The organism is Zooshikella ganghwensis DSM 15267 (genome assembly GCF_000428585.1).
GTDB classification, from domain to species: Bacteria; Pseudomonadota; Gammaproteobacteria; order Pseudomonadales; family Zooshikellaceae; genus Zooshikella; species Zooshikella ganghwensis.
In genome coordinates this window covers 1-16,481 of record NZ_AUAF01000023.1, presented here as the reverse complement: position 1 = coordinate 16,481, position 16,481 = coordinate 1, and the positions used below count along the sequence as shown (strand labels likewise).

Here is a 16,481-nt window from a genome sequence, read left to right as displayed (position 1 = left end):
AGACATAGCTATGAGTGAGCAAATAAGTATTTTTAAGCTGGGGGACTCTGAATCTAAGAGTAAAGCCTCGCAAGGACCCCAGAAAGTTCAGGAAAATAAAAATACGAGTGAATCAGAACAAGATAAATTTAAGCAGGTTTATCATGATAAAAGCAGTACTGCGCAGGGTAGTTCTGAAGAAAAAACGCTTCATAATCAACTCGAGTACCAGAAAAAAGATACGTCTCAGACTGGTGAACATAGTCCAACGCTAGAGAGTGATATCCTCGGAGAGGCTATTGACTCAAGCCTGTTATTCATTCCCCTCGCTATGCAAGCAGCTGCCGGTCGGCAAGTGACTGCCGGTGCTAATCATCAGACGACAGTTCTACCTTCAACACCAAGTTCCTTTAATTTATCTTCGGTAGGTCAGGGTTTTGCTTCGCCTACGTTACAACAGATGCCTCTGATGGCAGAGGAAAAGCAGCTGCTTATGCAGCTAAGAGACAAAATGAATGGAAGACCGCCAGCCTTGGGTCAAGGTTCGCTAAGTTTAGAACAAGGCTGGGACTCGACTAATTTAAAACCGTTTGCAGGCCTGGAGCAGCAACACACTAAAGATGATGGTTTAGCAAAACATTCCCTTAACCCGCTTCAGCAGGCAATGTTTAATCGAGTAGGTATCAGTTCAACAGCGGATTTTTCTCAGCTAGTTCAAGGATTGTCGGATGGTTTGATGGCAAATCATGGTGAAGCAAAAGCCCTCAGCGCATCGTCCAGTGCAGGAGCAACTGGTCTGTCCATACTAAATCAAAGTCCTGTAAGCTCTTTATCGAGTGGCACAGGAACAGGGCAAGCTGTTTTATCTGGAACGGGCAGTAGCCAGGATATGTTACTAAGTACATTGGTAGCCCCTTCATTAAGAGCACCTGAATGGGGGCAAGCATTTCGAGAACAGGTCAGTTGGTTGACAGGACAAGGTGTTCAAATGGCCCACCTGCAATTAGATCCTCCCGATCTTGGGCCGGTAGAAGTCAAAGTCAATATTCAGCATGACCAGGCGAATATCAGTTTTACCAGCCATCATGCACCAGTCAGAGATGCGATTGAACAGCAACTGGCACGCCTTCGTGAACAGCTTATGCAACAAGGGTTTACGGATGTTAATGTGGATGTATCAGGGCAAAATCATCAAGATCGTCGAGAAGCAATGAAGCAGCATGACGGTGAAGTGGACGGCGACTGGTCAAGGTTATCGACAGCTGAAGAAAATATGGAGCTGCAAGGAGTTACTCAGCCAATTATTGGTGGCCGAATAGGGGGGGTAGATTTTTATGCCTAAATGCTTTTATTTAGCAAAAGGTATTTTTTCCAGTCACTGAACATCATACTACAAATTATGTTTTTCTAATGTAGTTGATTTTGGTGGTGTTGCGAAAATACTGAAATTACTGCCATAGGCTTTGCTAACGCTTCTAAATATCTTTATCAGGTTTTGTTCATTATTAAGTGAATGAATATTTATTCGCTAACTTGTGGTATGACTGACTTGTCATCACCTTAGTGCTTTTTATACGATAGGTAATGTCAAACCATGTTCAGCAGGCGTTGAACATGGTTTTTTGTTTTTTCACCAGCAAAAGCTTAACTTTGTACTTTAATTATCAGTAATTGTTTTCTTTGTTTGAGGCATACCCTTCGCCAAGGGTATAAACAACACGCAAACGCAGGGGCTGTAAATGACCAAACACATTGGCATTTTAACAAGTGGTGGAGATTGTCCTGGTCTAAACGCTGCAATTCGTGGAGTGGTTAAGGCGGGCCAGTATGGCTATGGCATGGAGTTTATCGGGTTTAAAGATGGTTTTCGAGGTATAGCACTGGATAGAACCATTGAGCTGAATGATCAAGTCCTCTCAGGGATTTTGACGGATGGAGGGACTATTTTAGGTACCAGCCGCGATAAACCACATAAGATGCCCATTGGTAACAAAGTCATCGATATGACAGAGACCATTGTTGAAAACTACCATCGAAATCACTTAGATGGACTAGTTTGTATCGGTGGTGGAGGAACCCAAAAAAATGCTCTGCGCTTAAAACAAGCTGGACTCAATGTGATTACACTGCCAAAAACCATTGATAATGATGTCGCAATAACCGATGTGACCTTTGGTTTTGATACGGCGTTAGGTATTGCTACGCAGGCCATAGATCGTTTACATACCACCGCTACCAGTCACCACCGGGTTATTGTTGTCGAAATTATGGGGCATAATGCTGGCTGGTTAGCGTTAGGTGCGGGCATTGCCGGAGGGGCTGATGTCATCTTATTACCCGAGTTACCTTATCGACTAGAAGTAGTGGCGGAAGCCATTAAGCGTCGGGTTCGTTCCAGTAAACGGTTTAGTATTATTGCCTATGCTGAGGGGGCATTAACTGTTGAAGAAGCTCAGCGTTTAACGGCTTTGGAGCAGCAGCGCAGTACTATCGAGGATAAGGCTGAGAGAAAAGCGCTAAAGCAGCAAATTAAAGCCATTGCCAATCAACATGCCGATCATAGTCTGTGGCTGACAGAGCAGGTAGAAAAGCTCACAGGACAAGAATCAAGGTTGACCATATTAGGCCATTTGCAACGGGGCGGAACACCTTCTGCCGGTGACCGTTTACTGGCAACACATTTAGGTGCAACGGCTGCTCAATTAATTCAACAAAACCAGTTTGGTGTAATGGTTGCGGTTAATGGAGAGTCATTAGTACCTGTTCCTCTCGAGCAGGTTGTTTTGGAAAAGAAACGTGTACCTGAAAATCACTCCTGGGTACAAACAGCAAAAGAAATGGGTATTTGCTTGGGTATTTAGTGCCTGATACGTTTTGTTAATGAACAATACACTATGTAATATTATCTATTTAATGTTATCCAACTGTTGTATTTCCCTTTATTTTGAGTGTTTGCAATAGATAAAAATATTTTTCTGATATGCAATATGTTGCTTTAGCTCAGTATTAATGAGTTTTAAAGTTGTCGCTAACGATGCGATAGATATAATTGCGGCTATCGACAGAAATCAGCCACATACGTATCGAAAACTTGAACCATTGTTCCTTAGAGTCCGTTAGAAGTTTTTTCCGTCTGATGCTAAAAAGACAATTATCATTAAAAAAAGACTATCAAGTTCTTTCGTGCCAATCAGACTACCGTTTCATAAGTATTAGTTATATAAGTGTTTGGAGGTCCTTTACGTATGTCTAAATTTATTGGCGTTCTCACCAGTGGCGGTGACTGTCCTGGATTAAATGCGGCTATTCGTGGTTTGGTTCGGGCGGGCCAAAATCAATATGACATGCAATTTGTCGGTTTTCTGGACGGTTTTCGTGGTATGGCACAAGACCGGACTTTAGAGTTAAACAGAAAAACACTTTCTGGCATTCTCGTTGATGGCGGAACTATCTTGGGTACAAGTCGTGATACACCTGCGCGTACCAGAGAAATGACCGATGAAATTGTTGCTACCTATAATCGTCACCACCTTGATGCATTGGTTTGCCTGGGTGGCGATGGTACTCATAAAAATGCAATGCGTTTAAAAGAGGCTGGCTTGAATGTGGTCACCATGCCTAAAACGATCGACAATGACATTGCATGCACAGACGTAACATTTGGTTTTAATACAGCCCTGGGTATTGCCACTGAAGCTATTGACCGTTTGCACTCTACTGCAACCAGTCACCACCGGGTAATGGTTGTAGAAATCATGGGTAACTCTGCGGGCTGGTTGACCTTGGGTGCAGGTATTGCGGGTGGTGCGGATGTTATTCTACTGCCAGAAATACCCTATGATGTGAACATGATCTCTGCGGCTATTAAACGCCGTGCTCGCGCTGGTAAGCGTTTTAGTATCGTCGCTGTTGCTGAAGGTGCGATTACTAAAGAAGACGCAAAAGTTGTAGCAGAGCTTAAAAAGCAGCTGGCTGCGACAGAAGGTGAGCAAGAGCGAGATCAACTGGAAGAAAAGATTCGCCGCTTAGAAGGTGCGCGAGTTGGTCATAGCGTGAAACTGACTCAAGAAATCGAGGAAATTACGGGCCAAGAATCTCGCTTAACGATTTTAGGTCACTTGCAGCGTGGTGGAACGCCTTCTTCTTTCGACCGTTTATTGGCAACTCGTTTAGGAACAGCTTGTGCCAGAATGATTCATGAAGAAAAGTTCGGCAACATGGTTGCAGTGAAAGGGCAAGAAATTGTACCTGTGGCAATTGAAGAAGTTGCAAATACGACAAACCGTGTGCCTGTTGACCATGCTTGGGTTGAAACCGCTCGCTTAGTGGGTACCAGCTTTGGTGATCAGTAACATTGTGTTTTAGGTCTGTGTTTGGGCTTGCTTTAGATGATTCAATGATTGAGTGGTACTAGAGTTGATCTAGCATAGAACTGCTTTATAAATATCAAAAAAAGCGCTGAGCATTTTGCCAGCGCTTTTTGTATATTAAGCCAACCTTTTTCAGTGGGGGAAGTTTTTTTCAGGTTGAATTAAGCAAGAACTCACGTATTCTGAAACCAGTTTTTAACGTTGATTATTACGGATGATACTCAACAGGTTATGTGCTTACTACAGTAAGTGCAACAAAGGGTTAATTATACCCTTCACGAATTGTTTTTAGGGTTTGTTGTCAGCGCTCTTGACCGCCAAGGATGGTGCGAATCCAGTTTATGCATAATGACATGGATGTCATGTAGTAGAGCAATGCAGGAGCAATTGCCGAGGAGCATTTAACTGTCACCCCAGTCACTTATTAATATAACCGCCCAGCAGCGCTGTTATATCAATTAAAGTGGCTACCGCAAGTTTCACAGCAGTAAACTTGCCCAGGGGATTCATCGCTTGACAGCCGCCCCTAAAAAACCTTCGTTTTGGGTATATTAAGTAATCCCTCATTTAGTTTGCACTTTTCCAGCATTATTAATTCGAGGAGCACCCTAATGGAATGGATTCTACTGTTAATTATTTTGTCATTTTTGCTTCGCCCCAAAGACAGGGGAAAACCTTATAATCAATATTTTTCTTTACTAAATCAGCAGCTCCAAAAGAAAGCAGGAGGACAACCTTCTCAGCTGGTCGACTTGGATACCGTCGATAGTAATCTTGAGTCTGTTCAACAGCGGCTAAATGGGAAAACCAAACTCCGTTTAGTCGTAAAGTCTATTCCTTGTTTATCTCTGATTAATTACCTGATGGAGCGAACAGGTAGTCGTCGATTGATGGTTTTCCATCGGCCTTTTTTGTCTTTTTTGCATCGGTATTATCATGATGTAGATTTTTTATTGGGTAAGCCATTACCCATTGCGGCTATCATGAAGTTTTGGCATACCTGTGATGATGACCAAAAGCATCGTCTCCACCAAATTCAGTGGTTAATCGATAGTCCTGAGCGACTAAGGCAATACCTGCGTTTTGCACGGCAGCAAAACATCAAGTTAAACATAAATGTGGAAGTGGATATTGGCTTGCACCGCGGTGGCGTAAGTTCTGCTGCTGAGCTTTCAGTATTGCTGGGGCTTATTGCTGATCACCCACGTTATCTTAACTTCAGTGGTTTAATGGGATATGAGGCCCACATAGCGAAGTTGCCCTCATTACCTTGGCGAAAACAGCAACAGCTATTAAGAGCAAGGGATGAAGTCGCTAAGCGTTTTACGCAACTCGTTAGCTTTATACAGCAGCAGTTTCCTAACTTATGGCATGACCAGCTGACGTTAAATGGTGCGGGTAGTCAAACTTATATGCTGTACCAAAATATATCGTTATTTAATGATATCAGTGTTGGTTCAGCCTTGCTCATGCCTAAGGACTTTGAGCGGCCCTGGTTGCGTGGCCATCAGGCTGCCTACTTTATTGCAACACCGGTATTAAAAAAACTGAATCAGTTTGAGCTACCCTTTTTAGAGAAGCTGTCTAAAACCATTGGCTGGTGGAACCCTAACTGGCGACAGGCGCTGTTTATTTATGGGGGATTTTGGAAAGCGATACCTGAAGCACCAGGAGGGTTGAGCCTGAATCGTCTTTATGGACGAAGCTCTAATCAGGAAATTCTGACAAGTTCTTCTCGAACTGCTTTGACCATGGATGATTTTGTTTTTTTTCGTCCTCAACAAAGTGAAGCAGTAATGTTGGAATTTGAGGACTTGCTGATTGTCAGGCGGGGACAAATTGTAGAAAAATGGCCTGTATTATCACGAAGTATTAGCGAAGTGAATCATGGGTGAGACTGAAATTTGGGACTTTCCCAAACCTTTTGTCATGTCAATTTTAGTGCAAGCCGATGCAATTGATCACTATGGACATGTCAATAATGCTGTATATGTTAACTGGTTGCAGGAAGTTGCATGGCGTCAAATTGCTGCAGAAGGGATTAGCCTTCATGACTATCAACAGTGGCAGTGTGCAATGGTTGTTAAGCAGCACTGTTTGGATTATTTACTGCCCGCTTATCTTGGGGATCATCTACAACTTGCGACGTGGATTACTCGTTGTGACGAGCGTTGGGCATTGCAGCGAACATTTCAATTAGTGCGCACCAAAGATAAGGAAACAATTCTACGTGCTGTCAGTACCTATAACTGTGTAACACTTCAAGGTAAGCCGCGCCGCTTTCCTGCAGGTTTACTCGCTACCTATCAACGGCTTACAGGTGATACATGTTGAGTCGTAGCGGGTTTCACCAACCTATCGTCTATGGGGCTATTTTAGTTGTTGGTGTATTAGGTATGTTGGCAGCTGCCGGGCTTTGGTACCAGGCAAGGGTTGCAGAACAATTGTTTAAGCAGCGGCAACTGCACTATTCACCTGTCCTTTTTGCAGCACAGCAATTTCCATTAGGTGACTTTGTGATTGAGTGGAATACGGCACAAGGTGGGGGACTGTCTGTCTTTGATCCTAAGCATAAAAAAGTATTATGGCAGAATCAGCCTGGATTGGGGTTTGTGACACTCAAAGCCATTCCAAAAATGCTTCAGGAAAATCAGCTGCCCGTTGTTGCTCAGACATGTCAGCAGCAGTTTATTTACGGGTTTGCTCGGCGGAAAAAACAACTACAGGTGATGGGTAAAGTGTTTTGTCCAAATGGCCAGTACTATGACTATAACTTGCTGTTTAAGGCCATTAATCGACAACAAGTCGATCTGCAGTTGATGTTTAGTAGTGCTGATGTCACTGCGCTTACATTAAATACAGCCATTGACAGTAATGAAAAAATAATTGGCTATACCCAGGACGAGGCACCAACTGAAGCACATAGTGACGCGATGAAAATCGCATCGGACCACCCTAAACAAACATTACCTTATTGGCTATCCACTAAAAATAGGGGAATGGTTTTGAAGGCTAAATTGCAGGGAGCATTTGACCTAAAAGAGTCTCAGCAGATCGTTGCAAGTGGACCTGGCAGCGAGTTGTATGTTCATACATTTAATGCATCCACCAAGGAGCAACTGTGGCAGTATCTGCAACCCCTTCATCAACGTTAATAGCTTATTGATATTCTATGCGCTGGGTTTACTTTTGAGCCTGCGTTATACTTGGTGGCATGTCGCTAAATAAATAAAAGCTGGCTTAATGAAGTATCTTCTACTCGGTTTATTAAAAATTTATCGTTGGTTGATTAGTCCACTGCTTGGTAATAACTGTCGGTTTTACCCAAGTTGTTCCCACTATGCTGAGCAGGCATTACTTCAACATGGCCTTGGCTATGGTCTCTGGTTGACACTTCGCCGTTTGCTCCGTTGCCATCCCTGGCATCCCGGAGGTTATGATCCGGTACCTGGAGATGAGGTAGAATCAGCGATCGTTGACAGTGAAAAAAGCTTGCCCCGTACAGAACGTTTAAAATCTGAGGGACTTAATAAAAATTGCTGTTTAAAACAGCGGGCGAAATAGCTTTCATCTTTAAACCCTACCAAATCACTAATTTCAGCGATGGTTAAATTAGATTGCTGAAGGAGTTCTTTTGCTGCTGATAAGCGCAGCTTTCGTAGATAGCCTGTGGGTGTCTGATTAGTGGCTTGCCGAAAACGTCGGTTAAAGGTGCGTAGACTGACTTGTAACTGGCTGGCTAGCACTGACCATATTACGTCTTGCTGATAGTGTTGCTGAAGCCATAGCTGTGCTTGCAGTACTGTTTCATCAGAGTAGTTTCGGTTATCTGTAAATGAGTAGTGAACCGACTCAAAAGAGCGTCGAATTTCCTGAGAAAACTGCTGCTCAACCCGGGTTGCAATGGATTGTCCACAAACGACCCCGACAAAGTGGATCATGAGGTCAGCCATAGAGTTCACACTGCCAGCACAGTAGATCCGTCCCGCCTGGGTGATGAGGTGATGTTGCTGTAATTGAACTTTGGGGTAGTGCTTTTGAAAACTGTCAAAGTAAAACCAGTGAGTAGTAGCAGGTTTGTTATCAAGTAGTCCAGCTTCTGCAATAAGGCTTACGCCAGTACCCGCTGCACACAGCGTTGCTCCTTGGTGATACTGCTTGGTGAGCCATTGGATCAGTGGTTGTAGTTTTCTTAGGCTTCGCTGTGGATTTCTCCAAAGACCGGGAATAACTATGCAATCTGTTTTATCAATAAGTTCAATACTGGTTTGAGGGGTGATGGTTAAGCCGCCAGTGATGGTAATAGGAGCAACTGCCTGGCCAGCCAAAGTGACTTTGAACAGGTTTTGTCGATGATGGCTGGCAACAAGATTAGCGTTAGCTGCATGAAGTATTTCCATCGGTAGCGTAATACTTGTCCCCAGCATATGAGGCAGCGCTAATACGGTAATGTGGGTTGACATGGTTGAACCTGACGCATAATGCAGTGGTGGACAATAGGCTTTGATAAAGTACTGTATGTGGCTGGCGATATAGTCCGATAATTTGGCCAAAAAATCCAGATCGCTTTAGGTAACTGCTTTTACACTAATGCTAAGTTGTACATTGAGTTTTATACCTTGGGCACCTCTAAAATGTTCTCTTTCCGTGATAGCTGTGATACCCCGTAAGCTCAGGTCATCATGTGTGTTTTATGCATTTTGGTTTTAGACCAAATACTGTCTAGCTATCACGAAAATATTACTATTTAAAGAGGTACCCCCTTAGTGATGAGCTGTTGATTTAAGGAGAGTGCTTTGTCCAGACTTCCAGTGATTATTGGCATGGGGGGGATAAACCCCGCTGGCCGCACGTCTATGCATCATGGCTATCGTCGTTTGGTTCTGGATGCGCTGTCTGCTGATTCACAACAAACGACTCTTGCCAGTCTTGCTCAGCTGATGAATTTATCAGCAGATGCGTTAGATCGTCAGTTTATAGAGTCTCACACTCTTATACGTAAGCTGGAGTCAAACTTATTCGATCCTAGCTCGATATTGCACCATCAAAAGCTAGGCTTGCTGGCAGGTAGTATTATTCAAGTCAAAACGCGTCAGTTACCTAACCCTTTACCCAGCCATTGGCGAGTAGTTAAAGAAGAGGGTGGAGTCAGTCATGTCGCGTTAGTGTCTGCGGAAACACTTTTACAACCTGCTTTCCGGCAAGCTGTAGTCAATAGTGCTGGACAGTTGCCGATGGGTTTTGACCCAGCAAACCTTTACCCTTCCAGGAATCATCCCCGAGGCTTGCAGCTTTCTATCTATGGGGCTTCTGATGCTATTCATTCGTTGGGTTTTGACTGGGAAAACATTGGCCGTTTTTTAGCGCCAGACCAAATTGCAGTCTATGCGGGCAGTAGTATGAGCCAGCTAGATTACAATGGTAATGGCGGGATGATACAGGCTCGGTTATTGGGCAAACGAGTGACTTCAAAACAGTGCCCACTGGGTTTTGCAGAAATGCCAGCTGACTTTATTAATGCCTATGTAGTCGGGAGTTTGGGGGGGACTGGAACCAACATGGGGGCTTGTGCGACGCTGCTGTACAACCTCAGCCAGGGTATTGATGCCATTCGTAGTGGTAAGCATCGGTTAGTGATAGTGGGTAACGCTGAAGCGCCATTGCTGCCAGAAGTATTTGATGGTTACTCTACGATGGGGGCGCTGGCGACTGATCAAGGTTTAAATCAGTTGGACGGGCAGGCAACCGATGTGCCTGTTAATCATCGTCGTGCGTGTCGCCCTTTTGGTCATAACTGTGGTTTTACATTGGCAGAATCAGCACAGTTTTTTGTGTTATGTGATGATGAGTTAGCCGTTGAATTAGGCGCGACTATTTATGGTGCAATTGGTGATATTTTTGTAAATGCCGATGGTTATAAAAAATCAATTTCGGGTCCCGGTGCAGGTAACTATTTAACTATGGCAAAAGCTGTGGCTTGTGCGCGGTCTATTTTGGGTGAATCTGCGCTACCTAAAAGCTATGTGTTAGCACATGGAACAGGCACACCGCAAAACCGCATCACTGAGTCTCATATATTAAGTGAAACAGCAAAAACCTTTGGTATTACACAGTGGCCAGTTACCGCGATTAAGTCGTATGTTGGGCACTCTTTGGGTGTGGCTGCAGGTGACCAGCTGGCTGTAGCACTTGGGGTTTGGGCTGAAGGTATTATTCCTGGTATTACTACGATTAATCAGGTTGCAGATGATGTTTATCAGGATAATCTACAGATTTTATTAAATCATTTGCAAGTGCCAGTTGATGATCTGGATGTTGCCTTTATCAATGCAAAAGGGTTTGGCGGTAATAATGCATCGGCAGCCGTATTAGCACCTCATGTGGTCACTAATATGCTCGAAAAGAAACATGGACAGTCTACAATGACGGCATATTGGCAACGAAATGAGCAGGTACAAGCGGCTACTTCAGACTATGATAATGCGTGTATTTCAGGTAACCGATCACCAATATACCGTTTTGGTGAAGGAGTTATTGAGGGTAATGAGCTTGGCTATACAGCTACTGCTGTCAGTGTTCCAGGTTATGAAAAAACAGTTGACTTAAACCTGCAAAACCCATATCCCGATATGGTGTAAACAGCTCAGGATAGTGGGGGGGGAGCGCGCGACGTTTTCCCTCCAAAAGTTGTAGTAGAAGCTTAGGAATTTTTTTAGTGCGCATGGAAATCGACAACTAATCTAAGGCATTGATGGTAATGGCCACTAAACAATCTATTTTTGGAATATTATCTTTTGCGCTTGCAATTTTAGTGATTGTGAGTGGTGTTGTTTTTCTTGGTTGGGTGGGGGCATCAAGTACAGATCTTGGCTCTGAAATACGAGAGGCTAACTATCTGGGAGCCGTAATACTGGCAGGTATACTGCTAAATTTAGTCGCACTGGTATTAGGTATCATTGGTTTAACAAAGCATCAATACAAGAAGTCACTTGCGGTATGGGGCATTATTATTAGTGGTTGTTCGGCACTTTTAATATCCTTGTTGATTAGCTAGTTTGCCTGGTGATTTTTGTCCATAACGAAGAAAGTCAATGGGAAATTCTTTGCCAATAACGCGTTTGATCCAGTGAGGGACAGATAATTCATGTTCACTGTTACCGGTTGCTAAATATAGTTCTGTAAATCCTCGTTCATGGAGCTCTTCGGCAATTTCCAATCCATTCTTATCACTATTTAATAAGTGCACATCAATAAAAACAGGTGTATCTGGAGGGATGTTGGCTATTGTGTTTTGCAGTTGTTGATAGGAAGCATAAGCAACACCTTTCAGGTTATATTGGCTGGCATTAATTTCCCAACAGGTCCGAATTAAAGAGTCATCCTCAATCTGTACAAAATCAGGGTGAAAATAAAGCGGAATAGTGTGTGGCTGCTGTTCTGCGCCTTGTGCTATTGGACTCCTGGTATCAGGTACCGGTATCGTTGTGAGAGATGAGTTAATAACAGGTGTTGTATTGGTAGTTTTAGACTGGTAAATGGTATCAAGTAGCTTGAGAAGGTGGGTGCGTGTCATGGGTTTGGGTATGGATAAATCTGCCCCTGTTTCTGATATCTTTTTTTGCAGCTCAAGGGCATAACGATTTGAGTGAATACAAAGTATAGTCGCGGGATAACGTGTTTTTAAAATAGGTGCAGCGTTAAGGCCGCTCATGTAATTTTTGCCAAAGTCAATATCCAGAATAATGATATCGCATTGGTGAAGGATGGACTCATGGCGTAGAGCTTGCTCTGTAGTATCAAATACATCAATAGTGATATGTTGACTAAGATTACGTGAGGAGCTGATATATTCTTTAATATAGTCTCGATAGACTGGCTCATCATCAATAATGACGATACGAATAGAATGGTTCTGGTTTAATTTTTTGCATAATTCTTGTTCAATGTATTTATCATCATGTTGGTTAGGCGTATGAGTTTGAATGTTTTCTGAAAGCTTAATCGCATGATGGGAATAGTAATCTTTGCTTGAACAAAGTAGTTTTTCCATGGTTTGTATCGCAAGCTCATCACTTGCAGGTAAGGTAAAGGTAAATTCAGTACCTGTTTCTTCTGTTGAATGTACATTAATCTGCCCGCCATGGGCTTCAACGATTTTTTTAGTAATGGCTAGTCCTAACCCAGTGCCATTGTTTTTATTGAGAGAGAAAAAAGGATCAAATATTTTTGAAAAAAACTCTCTGGGGACGTAGCTATTACTATTGCCAATGGTGATTTCGACCCAACCTTTATCGATTTCTTTTGATAAAAACCATATATGTCCTGTTCCCTTCATATGCTCACATGCGTTAGAAATAATATTGCTAAGGACTCGAATAATTCGGTTGGGGTCTATATTCAGCTTGTGTGAATGCTGTAAATTATAGGTAAGCTCAATATTTAAATTATTATTGTATCGAAATTGTTCAATGAGTGTTTGATGTAATATTTTTTTGAGATCAGTTTTCTTCTGGGTCAGTGGTGATTGTGGATTGCCAATCTCCATAATATCCTGAATCATACTATTTACGTTATCAAGCGCTGCATGTATGGGAGTAATGCTCTTTTTTAAAATAGACTTGATTTCATAAATATTATCGATACTGGATATCAGCTCAATCACTGTATTGAGTAATGTAAAAGGTTTACGAACATCATGGGCAAGCATTTGAGTGGTTTGTACCATGGTATGGTAGCTTCTGGCTTTTGCAATTTTTCTATTGGCTTTATTTAAGTTGGCTTGAAACTCAAGAAGTTTGTCGTAAACAATGTTGTACTCCAGTACATTAAATGTTGTTGTTTTTTTTATATGCAAACCGTCAAAAGTATTTACCAGTTTGTTTATATCATGAATGACGTATTTTTTATAAAAAAATAGAATGCCGTTAATATTAACCAGGAAAGTAATGATGATCGTAATGCAAAGCCAAAATACACTATTTGAGCCAATTTCTAAAGGTAAAGCGATTTCTTTTGCAACATAAGAAATTGTTTTCTGGTCGTATACAATAGGGTTGATGCCAATAAACGTATTGGTTTTTTCGTTGTGACAAGTCGTAGGTTGATGAGGATTGATTTGACAGTGCGCTCTGTCTATAAGCCAGTTTTCGACGACTTTTTTATTGCCAATCGCTAAACCTGTTAAGTTGGAGTGAGCAAGAATATTGAATTTTATAAATTCAAGTGCCTGATAATTATTGGAGATGACTTGGAGAATAATTTCTTCTTTAGTGTTATTGTCAAGAAAATTAACAAAGTTGGCAGCCCGATTGATAACTTCCTGCTTTTGCAGTTTTAACCCTATAATAATAGCAAAGGTAATCAGTGCTGTTTGAATAATAATTAATGATAAGAAAAAAACAACACTGATCCAAACGATAGATTTTTTTTGTGACGACTTACTCACTGAGTCTGTACCCACCTGGTGTCACTTTCATGGTAAATAGCTTGTGATAGGTTAAATTACCCTCTGTGCTGAATTCAACACCTGTTACTCCTTGATAATTGATTCCCGTGAATGGGTTACTTTGGGAGGAGGGAGTCTTGTTGATAAAATAACGATTAAAAATACGTGCTGCGTCGTAAGCCAACAGAGAAATAACCATTGGCTCTTTGCGATAGGTCAAACGATACTGATCAATGACTGCTTGGAATTTAGGGTCTGGATCGAAGTAAGTGTTTTGGCGGGTAAAGTAGGCTGTAATGCTTTTATCTTTAAGACGATCAAAGAATGGCTGAAACTTGCTGGATCCCCAGCTGACAGTGCCAATGTAGGTTGTTTGGTGCTTTGGGTAATTCTGCTGAATATAATTTACAATTTTTGCGGATAAGCTGGATCTTGTCAGTAGAATGACTAAATCGGGTTTATGCTCTTTTTCAAATAATGGGATAATATTTTCAATCGTGGGATTAATTTCAGTAATACTAATGTCTGTAAATGACTGTTTATTTGCAATGAGCTGGGCTTTAAAGGCTTTTTGATAATCTCTCATCCTCGATTTGTCAATAGAGGTGATGAGTAATATGTTGTTAAATGCATGTTGGCTATTAAGATTATTAAGAATGTGCTGGACGTTGTCTACAATGGGGCGCTGCATTGAGAAAATATAAGGTTTGTTTATTTCTGTAGTGATGGGGGTATAAAGAGAGATAAGTGGAATTTTGTGTTTTTCGAATAAATCTCTTACTGGGATAATATCGTTGGCGCTGTCAAAGCCAATAATTCCGTCACAATCAGAAGAAATCATTTTCTTTGTAGCTTTAATGCTTCCCAAGGGGGATGGATTAAAAAAATGGACCTCTAGGGCTGTACGGTTGTCTTTTTCTTGCATAAGCCCTAGTTTAGCGCCATTTATAAATGCTTCACCATAAGCAGGGCTGGTTTTTACTGAGGTACCTGTCAGGCATAGTTTTTTGGGTGCAGAACGTGAAGCTTCAGTGTTTGAAAGAGGATCAGTAATCGCAATTGATTGTGGAGTATTTATCAGGTTAGCAAGTAATAGGGTAAAAGCCTGCAACGATAATACGCTATGCTTTTTAGTTAAGCTCTTATTCTTGTTATGGACTGCCGTTGATTGTTGTTGCGTGGTTAACTTGGTTATGAATGACATTAAGCGTCTCATCATACTTTTATCCTTTTTATTATCCTGTAAATAGTATCCCTTGTATACGATAACTATTTTTTATTTTGATGAGATTTAAACATGTTTAGTATACTCTTCATGAATCAATTTTTGGGTATAGTATTCATAAACTTGTCTAAAAAATCCTGGCTGTTTAGGTTTTTAGTAAATGTCTTAAGCTGAATTGCACTTTTTTGAATAGTATCTACGGCAAGAAGGATATCATGTATTGCCGGTTTATTCTTGGCTACTTCATGATCAGTTACCGTGCCAGGTGTAGTTAGCTTTTGAATGAGTATCACGAGTACTTCACTGAGAGAACTGATAGGGGTTGTGATATTGATAAGCTCATGTTTAATAAAGCGAAGTAGCTGTAGAGACGTTTCCTGTTGTATTTTTTGTAGTTGAGGAGGAATAGGGGTTATTGATAAAGTCTGGTGCTTATTAGGCGCAGGTTGAGCAATATGAGAATTCGAAGGCTCTAGTATAGCCTGTAATGGTAATGTGGTTTGGCTATTGGTTAAGGATACTAAGGTATTGTCACCCGGTTTTATGGCAGTGGCCACTTGGCTTATTGACGATTGCTGGTTAATAAGACTGGTATGATGAAGAAGAAAATTCGCGTATCTATTGAGTGGTGTTAATGTATTATTGTCGTTTATAGCGAAAATAGCGGTAGTAAAATTTTTAAGCTTAGGCTGATCAGGCTCTTGCTTTTTAAAAGAAAAAAAGCGGGATATAAATGGTGCTGTCTTCGCTTTATTTTTCAATGATGTATGAATGGGGTGGTGTTGACCTGAACGTAATTGATCAATAATACCGAGTGTCTGTGCAACTATAAGGAGAGATAACGTTAAAAGTAATACAGGAGATGATACCTGGATAAATAACACAATAATAATGAAAGTACATACTGCAAGAGAAACGTGTTGTGCAAGCACTAGTCGGCTAAATCTAAACAAACCCATTTTTTTCTCTTCTGTGTAAGCAACGGTTATGCTTATGCTCCTTGAAGTAAATAAACAGTTAAGGAAAGAATGCTATCCATTGCTCGATGAATCATATTTACGGTATAACCCTTTCCTTGCGATAAGCCACTCATAATGAAGGCAAAACACTAAGCCAGAGTTTAATTGGGCCACTGCTAAAGTGGTATATACCCTTAGCGAAGGGTATATATAAAATGTGACAAGATTGTAACTGTAACCTTACTAAACATCAACCTGACACAATTAACTCGTTGACAGGTAAGCCACTAGTTTGACTAGTGTGACTCTCAAGGCTTGGCCTCTAGATTCAGTTTTATGGAGAAAGAAGACATGTGTAAAGTTTCCAGTGGCTTTGCGGCCCACATAAAAGGAAACAATGCACATGTCATATCAAAGCTTAAGTCATTCTAAATGGGATTGTAAGTACCATTTGGTTTTTGTGCCAAAAGGAAGAAGAAAAATACTTTACGGTAAAATCAGAA

12 protein-coding genes and 2 pseudogenes are annotated in these 16,481 nt (G+C 41.5%); 10 read left to right on the top strand and 4 right to left on the bottom strand.

The genetic code is table 11. The annotated features are described in order from the left end of the window. Positions 1-10 precede the first annotated feature (10 nt). The 7 genes and pseudogenes from F607_RS32625 to yidD form a co-directional block, all read left to right on the top strand. The gene (locus tag F607_RS32625) at positions 11-1,321 is read left to right on the top strand and encodes a flagellar hook-length control protein FliK (RefSeq protein ID WP_027707608.1); all 1,311 of its coding nucleotides are present in this window, start codon (positions 11-13) and stop codon (positions 1,319-1,321) included. Between the two features lie 397 nt (positions 1,322-1,718). Continuing rightward, positions 1,719-2,840 (top strand): 6-phosphofructokinase, encoded by a 1,122-nt coding sequence (locus F607_RS0107565; protein WP_027707607.1) that lies wholly within the window; start codon positions 1,719-1,721, stop codon positions 2,838-2,840. Positions 2,841-3,224: 384 nt separating this feature from the next. Next, a complete protein-coding gene (locus F607_RS0107560) occupies positions 3,225-4,331 on the top strand; it encodes a 6-phosphofructokinase (RefSeq protein ID WP_027707606.1) in 1,107 nt (368 codons plus the stop codon). 629 nt (positions 4,332-4,960) lie between these two features. Further along, on the top strand, positions 4,961-6,244 hold the full coding sequence (locus F607_RS0107550) for an alanine racemase (protein WP_038290540.1): 1,284 nt from the start codon (positions 4,961-4,963) through the stop codon (positions 6,242-6,244). Next, positions 6,237-6,683 carry an acyl-CoA thioesterase gene (locus F607_RS0107545; protein WP_038290538.1) on the top strand — a complete coding sequence of 149 codons (447 nt, stop codon included), beginning with the start codon at positions 6,237-6,239 and terminating at the stop codon, positions 6,681-6,683. Before F607_RS0107550 ends, F607_RS0107545 begins: the two co-directional genes overlap by 8 nt. After that, the gene (locus F607_RS0107540) at positions 6,677-7,504 is read left to right on the top strand and encodes a hypothetical protein (RefSeq protein ID WP_027707603.1); all 828 of its coding nucleotides are present in this window, start codon (positions 6,677-6,679) and stop codon (positions 7,502-7,504) included. Before F607_RS0107545 ends, F607_RS0107540 begins: the two co-directional genes overlap by 7 nt. Positions 7,505-7,592: 88 nt before the next feature. Further along, positions 7,593-7,736, top strand: a pseudogene (gene yidD / locus F607_RS35425) (membrane protein insertion efficiency factor YidD); the annotation flags it as partial. A 47-nt stretch (positions 7,737-7,783) separates the two neighbouring features. On the opposite strand, the gene F607_RS28615 reads toward yidD, so the two are convergent. After that, positions 7,784-8,812, bottom strand: a complete 1,029-nt coding sequence (locus F607_RS28615) for a GlxA family transcriptional regulator (RefSeq protein ID WP_051311090.1) — start codon at positions 8,810-8,812, stop codon at positions 7,784-7,786. 333 nt (positions 8,813-9,145) lie between these two features. Here F607_RS28615 and F607_RS0107530 point away from each other — a divergent pair, with 333 nt between their 5' ends. Both F607_RS0107530 and F607_RS0107525 read left to right on the top strand, forming a co-directional pair. Continuing rightward, entirely contained in the window at positions 9,146-10,987 is a 1,842-nt protein-coding gene (locus tag F607_RS0107530; RefSeq protein WP_027707602.1) for a beta-ketoacyl synthase, read from the top strand. A gap of 119 nt (positions 10,988-11,106) precedes the next feature. Continuing rightward, entirely contained in the window at positions 11,107-11,403 is a 297-nt protein-coding gene (locus F607_RS0107525) for a hypothetical protein (RefSeq protein ID WP_027707601.1), read from the top strand. On the opposite strand, the gene F607_RS0107520 is transcribed toward F607_RS0107525, so the two are convergent. The 3 genes from F607_RS0107520 to F607_RS0107510 all read right to left on the bottom strand — a co-directional run bounded on the left by F607_RS0107520 (position 11,380) and on the right by F607_RS0107510 (position 15,978). Continuing rightward, positions 11,380-13,794, bottom strand: coding sequence for an ATP-binding protein (locus F607_RS0107520; protein WP_027707600.1), 2,415 nt, complete (start codon positions 13,792-13,794; stop codon positions 11,380-11,382). The two genes, F607_RS0107525 and F607_RS0107520, sit on opposite strands and share 24 nt — an antisense overlap. Then, complete coding sequence (locus F607_RS0107515; RefSeq protein ID WP_027707599.1) at positions 13,787-15,013, bottom strand: type 1 periplasmic-binding domain-containing protein; 1,227 nt, start codon at positions 15,011-15,013, stop codon at positions 13,787-13,789. Before F607_RS0107515 ends, F607_RS0107520 begins: the two co-directional genes overlap by 8 nt. Before the next feature lie 101 nt (positions 15,014-15,114). Further along, a complete protein-coding gene (locus F607_RS0107510; protein WP_027707598.1) occupies positions 15,115-15,978 on the bottom strand; it encodes a hypothetical protein in 864 nt (287 codons plus the stop codon). 403 nt (positions 15,979-16,381) lie between these two features. Between F607_RS0107510 and F607_RS33465 the strand changes: the two are divergent. Then, positions 16,382-16,481, top strand: a pseudogene (locus F607_RS33465) (IS200/IS605 family transposase); the annotation flags it as partial.